This is a genomic window from Schinkia azotoformans (genome assembly GCF_035811335.1).
Taxonomy (GTDB): Bacteria; Bacillota; Bacilli; order Bacillales; family Bacillaceae_J; genus Schinkia; species Schinkia azotoformans.
The window spans coordinates 303829-310632 of sequence record NZ_JARSMD010000019.1 but is presented as its reverse complement, the minus strand read 5'-3'; the positions used below and the strand labels follow the sequence as shown (position 1 = coordinate 310632).

The following is a 6804-nucleotide window of genomic DNA, read 5'->3' as shown; positions in this document are numbered from 1 at the left end:
GACAATGGGGTCCACTTTATTCCTGCATAGGAAGACCGTGGGCTTATTGCACCGCATTAGACTGCATTTGGAGAATGCGGTCTTTTGTTTTGGAAATTGTTTGTTTATAAATTTTGAAGCTATAATACTATTAAAATGAAATTTAGAAAAATGAGGAGTCTTTCATGAAAAAATCTAAACTGTCACCATATTTTTGGAAAATAATTTGGATTGTTGGATTATGCATTTTATCTAGTTTAAGTTTAAATTACGACAATTATATTAAACAAACTACGAATGACACATTAAATTATTTTCCTGTAATTCTATCTAATTTATTTATTTCTATTTTTTTTGGAATCTATATTTCTTTAATTTTTGTAAAAAAGTGGACAATAAATTTAAATCCATCTTTATTATATGGTGTAACTATTCCTTGCATATTAATTTCATTTAGCTATCCCATATTAATTACGCTTGAATCTATAATCGAAAATCTAACATTTTCATTCATTCCTTATTGGGTATTAAGACTCTCTTCTTTGGAAGTGTTTGGGATTACAGCAGGTTTAACATTAATACTTAGTATTTTTAATGCCAACACAAGTAGAGAGGATAAATAATCAACTTGACTCTTACATTTTTTAGAAATGCACTGTTTTTGCCATTCTTGCAGTTGATATTCTAATCGACAAGTGCCACTGGCACTTGTCGATTAGAAATTCGCTTTTTGACCAACTTTCTGATTGATAGTGTATCTCCGTTGGCATTGGTGATGGTTGGACAGCCTGAATTGCGTTCAACGCTTCAGATGCGTCTGTTTAAACCGATTACACAGCGAATGAATGTCCGATATCATTTGGGAGGATTGGATCGGGAGGAAACACGAAAATATATTGAACATCAACTTGAAACTGCAGGTGCTAAGCATCCCATTTTTACAGCGGAAGCCATTGATTCGATTTATGGACATACCCGAGGAATTCCCCGTGAGATCAACAATGTATGTACAGCCTGCTTACTTGATGCCGTTGTTCGAAAAAAAAGTTAGTTGATGCGATGCATGTAGATCGAATCTTGAACGAATATAAAGAATTCTAGAATACGAGGGAAAACAAGATGAAAAGCCGTTGGAAGGATATGAAATATTTTGAGGATATAGATTGTTGGGTGGTCTTTTGGGGGGACAATACCGGATACAAAGTTTGTTGTGGTGATTGGTTTGAACTTCATCTTGGGGACGGCAGGAAACTTTCGTGCCGGATGGAACTCGGGAGAGAATGGTATATTATCGTTGGCCGCAATGATACAAAATTTTATTTAAAACCTAATGAAACCTATCGGGTTGATATTTAGAAAGAAGGGAAGTTGGACCAGATGGTCAGCTTCCCTTTTTAGCATTACATCTGTCAAACTATGGATAAGAGATTCCGTCAATTTCTAAGGCTAATGTATATCGCCAACGAAAATGACAGGTACAAATTAAAAAAATCACCGTCATAGTCGGTTCTGAAACTACCGACAGATAGGGTGATTAATGACAGCAACCAAGAAATCCGAATACCTCAATAAATTAAAGAAAACCCGCTTGCCCATTATTTGCAATAGGATATAGCGGGTTTTATATGTTTATTTAAACTTTTCAGCTAATTCTTCCTCAGTTAATTCAATTCCAGCTTTTTTTAGATTCTCTATATATTTTTGTTTATCACTTTCAGGTGCCGGTTCAGCCATTTGAGCATTTTCATCATAAGCAATTGTACTTAGTGTTTGTTTTACATCCCGCAAGTTGCGGCCTTTAGTATTATCTTTGATTTTGCCATTATTTGATTTTGAGATAATTTCTCCATCTTTAATTTTAAAATGTCCTTGTTCTAATCCATTTACAGTAAAAGCAAGCCCGTCAATTACTTTTCCCTCATATTGTTCGAGGTAGAGTAAGACCTTTTCATTTTTTTCTATTGCAGGATCTTCATTTACATAAGTTTGAAGTAAAGTGATGGTTTGACCTTTTTTCAATTGATTGGATTCATCTCTTAAAATATCATTCACTTTAATTTGCGTTTTCATGAACTCGACATCAGAGTAAGTGAAGATTTCGCCTTCATCTTTTGTTTGTGCTGTTATAACGATAGGGGAAGCTTCCGCAAGATCCTCCAAGGTACTAAAATCTGTTGAAACAACCGCTGAGCCACGATCTATTGTCTCACTGTTTTCAGATAACAAAGAATACCCAAGAAATGTTGCACTGCCTAAAATCGAAAAGGATAATATTGTTCCGACTGCTATTTTTTTAAATTTCATAGTAAACCCTCCCTAAAATTCATGTTATTTATCTTAGTAGATACGAGCAACCCCTGCTTCATCCCCGATATATAAATCTTTCATATAGTTGGGCGAAGTTTTGTACATAACTTCAGAAGAACAATCGTAATGATCTAGACCGAATACATGACCAAATTCATGGTTTAGTACTGTATAATATGAAGAAGTATAATACCCTTTATTTAAATCATGATATTCATTTAATTGAATTGTTTTGGTCGCTGAACCCACATTTGCCCGTCCAATCCAATCAACATTACCAAAATCATCACTTGAAATCCGAACATTTGCATTTACAGCGTGATCATATTCGAATTCAAAAGGCTGTGCGCCACCTAAAACTTCATAATCCCAGTGATACACACTTTGATTAACCTCTGATAAATAATTAACATCTCCAATTTGAATATAGCTATATACAACATTGACTTTGCCATTACTGTCATGTTCCCAATCATCATAATTCCATAAGTTCCGATTGTAATGACCTGAATGGTCAGCAGCAAAAGATTGGTTGGCGCCCATTAAAAGAGAGGTAACCATTAAACCCCCGATAACGAACTTTTTGATATTTTTAAAAAGTGTTCTTCCTTCCATTATTTCTCCTCCAATTCTACTATTAGTCTTGTATTTTCACACCAGCTTTGAGCATTTACTGCACTGTAAACATTATTATAAGGTTCATAATTATGGTAACCGGTATAAGTACTACTGTAATGCGGGTCAACTAAATGAATTTTTTTATTAGTACCATCAGTATCCTGACTATATCCTCTTGCTGTTAGAAAATGGTTTACCGATTTTCCGTTATACCCACTTAAGTATTTAGTGTCTACTAAAATATTTGCAGGATGTTGATAATCTGTTGCAAATTTAAGTTTAGCCCATAGGTTAGTGCTATTATTTTCTGCCTTAGCAACATACCAACTTTCATCAATCCAGTAATTGATTGATCTTGACATATCTGGCGATGTAGTACCAATTAATTAATAAATTATCACGGATGTATTCAATAAATGGTTCTAAATTATTATTTTTCTTATTCGCTTAACTAGTTAAGTACACTATTAATCTATCAAAGTAATCCAAGAAAAGATATTGCTAATCCCCGCATATTTTTTTCGTTCGGTATTGCGGATTTTCATTTCGGTCATTGCGGTTCCCTATCCATCTAAGAATTGGCTAGGTTATACCGAAATACGATTGCGGAAAACCGCAATAAAATTTCGTTGTTGTCAATTGAAATTATACGTTATGTTTAATATACAAGGATTTTTATTGATCGAAAAAAAGATATATTCACTTCCTTTTATTGTTACTGATATGGATATGCAACTGGAGGATTACGGCAAATGGAAGTTAGTGTTGGGGATAAAGTTTTCTACCTTGAAAAGGCCTATACGATTTATTACATTTATACCAGCAATTATTGTGAAATACGCGAGGTAGGGTCATACCGAACAATTTTAGTACATTTTGATGAGATCAAATTAGTTTTATAACGTAAAAAACCCTCTTTTCATGAGGGTTTTTTGTCATCTTATTTACAACGTCATCCAGCTTTCATCCTCTGGGTTTTTACGCCATTCTTTTAATTTTTCAAGCTCAGCTTCACTTACTAAGCCCTTTTCTAAAGCGACTTCAATTAAATTAGAATAGTCACTTAAAGCAAAAGCTTTGATGTTCGCTTCGTCAAGTTGTCTATAGCCTCGATCTAATTCATACGTAAAAATAGAAACTGTACCAAGCACTTCACAGCCGGCTTCACGAAGTGCTTCAACAGCTGTAATCACACTGCCGCCGGTTGAAATTAAGTCTTCAACAACGACGACTTTTTGACCCGGCTTTACAGCACCTTCGATTTGATTCCCCCTACCATGACCTTTCGGCTTACTGCGGACATAGCACATTGGTAAATTAAGTAGATCGCTAACCCATGCCGCATGAGGGATGCCGGCTGTTGCTGTTCCAGCCACGACTTCGCAGCCATTAAATTCTGTTTCGATTAATCCTGCGAGGCCTTTCGCAATTTCCTTACGAAGCCCTGGATACGATAATGTTAAGCGATTATCGCAATAAATCGGTGATTTTATCCCAGAGGACCATGTAAATGGTTCACTTGGCCGTAAATGCACCGCCCCTATGGGTTTTATATCAAACTTCATTGAAGATGCATCTCATGATTAATCTGATGACATAAATCCTGTAAAAATTGGTGTAGTTCCTCACTCTTACGATTGTAGTTTTCGGGTTGATAATTTAATAAATCTGCGAAAGCTTTCCAAAACATTAAAGAGACGTTCTATACAACCTATTGATATACACTCGAAGGATAAGATCGAAATTTTTTGTCTCAATTATTTTCAATTTTAATTTTAAGATCAAATCTCTTTAATTAGTTCTTCCACTCTCTTATAAAGTTCGTGGCTTCCTTCACATTATATGTTTTAAAAAGAAGTTTTTCTGTATCAAAAACGAGGATAACCGGTAACTTTTCAATGTCAAACTCCTTTTTGTAATCAACAACAAAATCTTTCTGATAATCATGAAAATTTAGAGTGGGTTCTTGGCTAATCAAATCAGACATATCCTCAGAATCATAGGATAACGGGTTCACTGCATCCTGAATAATTGATACTCGTAATTTATTTGTGTCGTTAGATAAAAAATCTCTTAATTTTTCATGATACGTCAAATCTAACAAAACTATTTCCATTGCTAATACATTTTTCTTATTTTGAAATATTGGTGGTGTTATAAGTACTTTTTGTCCGATTTTTAAAGTCTCGAATTCTGCTTTTGTTCCATTCTCATATCGAAATACCGTATTATCATTTGTTTTCACTTCTGAAATAATATTAGATGCGATTACTGTGTCTTCATCTTTGGGAATATCTCTATGGAACCAGTCATTAATGTTAACGACAATCAAATCTTTATCACTATAAACTTTTTCTACAAACCCAAGCATTTTATCATCTTGATACTCAACATTATTTTCATTTTTATTAATTTTTTCACTACATGAATATAGTACTAAAACGCTGAATAAAAGCAATACTAAAAATATTTTTCTAGTTCCCAAATGCTTTACCCCCATACACTAAAAAATATGTATATATAATTATTTACTTGACTCTTGCATATTTTAGAAATTCACCTAAAAAAGGGCATACGTATCCCGTCTAGCGATTTGGAATTTTTTTAAACCGCCAATTTTAGGTCTTTCAGCACATCCATCAGTGATTTTTTCGACAATGCTTGTTCATAACCGTATACCACAAGTTGACATAGATGGTCTTTTCGGATACGCCAAACTACATCACTGATCCTTAATGGGAGTTCCTTTTGCCACGTTTGACGTTGGTATTCTACATAGTTATAGGTTAAGAACTCAATGCACCAAAAACGTTCCATCCCTTTGTATGAAAGAAGCTGGTATTCGTCAAATCCTAATAACTCCTTGAAATAACGATATCCGGTTTCGATGTTCCGAAGTACATTATAATAGCTCAGAATGGTTACGAGATTCAGGCTACTATCTGTGCAATGGAGACAAAATGGCGTTTTACTCGAATCGAATTTATTTTCCCAAGACAACAAGACTTTGGCATAATCGGTATCACTCAAATTGCCTTCATACGTATAAATTTTATAAGTATGACCATTCACAGTAACGGGGCGGAGGTCAGTTGACTCTATATAAGTTGACGCAAGATCAGATATTTTGATTCCTACTCCTGCAGGGTATATCTTTCTGTTCGTCCGTAAACCACCGATGGGATGAAAGCCTTTTTGATAACAGGTTTCGATTAACTTTTTACTGGTATACCAACTATCGACTAAGACGTAAACTTGATCATCGTCACTAACTGGATATGAGTTGATCAACTCAATAGTCAGATCATTTTTACTTTTAAAAGAAATCCCCTCTTTTTGGCAATAGAGTTTTTGGAAATAGGACCGGAAATCCCAAGCAAAAGAATTGTTTTCACTGACGACATGAGCAGTTACAACACAATGAGACCATATCGTTTTCCCGTCAGAATGGTAATAGTGGTTATCAAGGCCTTCCATCCGTTTCGTCGTACAATCCTTTTTGCATTGTGTATCGTCAACGATAAAAAATACAATCGGACGGGTATCTCCGGTTTCAGACCGGGACTTTTGGATGTGATTCATGACAAACTGAAGTCGGCGTCTCGTCACTCGATTTGGACACCATAGAGACTCATTCAAGAAACGAGTCATACAGCTAAGATCCCGATTTTCACTAGTTGACCGACGAATCTGAGGTACGTTTATTCTGCCGTCTGTTAAAATGATACCGTGCATAAAGGTCAGCATGTGATTCATTTGTGGTTTAGAAATTTGAGGCTGCAGAGCTAAAATAAAATTGACGATATGTGAATAGAAGGTTACCATAATATTAGACACTCTCCTTTTAATGGAATTTAGGTATGGTAACCCCAAATTTCACCAAAAAGGTAAGAATGTCCT

The 6804-nt window shown here is 35.0% G+C and carries 10 protein-coding genes; 4 read left to right on the top strand and 6 right to left on the bottom strand.

The window, feature by feature from the left end:
* Positions 1-164 precede the first annotated feature (164 nt).
* The 3 genes from P9E47_RS12465 to P9E47_RS12455 all read left to right on the top strand — a co-directional run bounded on the left by P9E47_RS12465 (position 165) and on the right by P9E47_RS12455 (position 1335).
* A complete protein-coding gene (locus P9E47_RS12465) occupies positions 165-602 on the top strand; it encodes a hypothetical protein (protein WP_326163590.1) in 438 nt (145 codons plus the stop codon).
* A 107-nt stretch (positions 603-709) separates the two neighbouring features.
* Entirely contained in the window at positions 710-1030 is a 321-nt protein-coding gene (locus tag P9E47_RS12460) for an ExeA family protein (RefSeq protein WP_326163589.1), read from the top strand.
* Positions 1031-1098: 68 nt separating this feature from the next.
* Complete coding sequence (locus tag P9E47_RS12455) at positions 1099-1335, top strand: DUF5348 domain-containing protein (protein ID WP_326163587.1); 237 nt, start codon at positions 1099-1101, stop codon at positions 1333-1335.
* A gap of 273 nt (positions 1336-1608) precedes the next feature.
* On the opposite strand, the gene P9E47_RS12450 is transcribed toward P9E47_RS12455, so the two are convergent.
* The 3 genes from P9E47_RS12450 to P9E47_RS12440 are packed head-to-tail and all read right to left on the bottom strand — an operon-like array spanning position 1609 to position 3266.
* Complete coding sequence (locus tag P9E47_RS12450) at positions 1609-2283, bottom strand: hypothetical protein (RefSeq protein ID WP_326163586.1); 675 nt, start codon at positions 2281-2283, stop codon at positions 1609-1611.
* Positions 2284-2316: 33 nt separating this feature from the next.
* Positions 2317-2901: a matrixin family metalloprotease gene (locus P9E47_RS12445; RefSeq protein ID WP_326163585.1), complete on the bottom strand. Its 585-nt coding sequence runs from the start codon at positions 2899-2901 to the stop codon at positions 2317-2319.
* Positions 2901-3266 (bottom strand): hypothetical protein, encoded by a 366-nt coding sequence (locus P9E47_RS12440; protein WP_326163584.1) that lies wholly within the window; start codon positions 3264-3266, stop codon positions 2901-2903. The genes P9E47_RS12445 and P9E47_RS12440 overlap by 1 nt, the downstream gene beginning before the upstream one ends.
* A 390-nt stretch (positions 3267-3656) precedes the next feature.
* Here P9E47_RS12440 and P9E47_RS12435 point away from each other — a divergent pair, with 390 nt between their 5' ends.
* On the top strand, positions 3657-3806 hold the full coding sequence (locus P9E47_RS12435) for a hypothetical protein (RefSeq protein ID WP_326163582.1): 150 nt from the start codon (positions 3657-3659) through the stop codon (positions 3804-3806).
* Between the two features lie 42 nt (positions 3807-3848).
* Here P9E47_RS12435 and pyrE read toward each other — a convergent pair whose 3' ends face one another.
* From pyrE to P9E47_RS12420, 3 genes are all read right to left on the bottom strand, one after another.
* A complete protein-coding gene (gene pyrE, locus P9E47_RS12430; RefSeq protein WP_326163581.1) occupies positions 3849-4469 on the bottom strand; it encodes an orotate phosphoribosyltransferase in 621 nt (206 codons plus the stop codon).
* Positions 4470-4699: 230 nt separating this feature from the next.
* A complete protein-coding gene (locus P9E47_RS12425; RefSeq protein ID WP_326163580.1) occupies positions 4700-5389 on the bottom strand; it encodes a hypothetical protein in 690 nt (229 codons plus the stop codon).
* Between the two features lie 119 nt (positions 5390-5508).
* Positions 5509-6729 carry an IS701 family transposase gene (locus P9E47_RS12420; RefSeq protein WP_326163594.1) on the bottom strand — a complete coding sequence of 407 codons (1221 nt, stop codon included), beginning with the start codon at positions 6727-6729 and terminating at the stop codon, positions 5509-5511.
* Between the last annotated feature and the right edge of the window lie 75 nt (positions 6730-6804).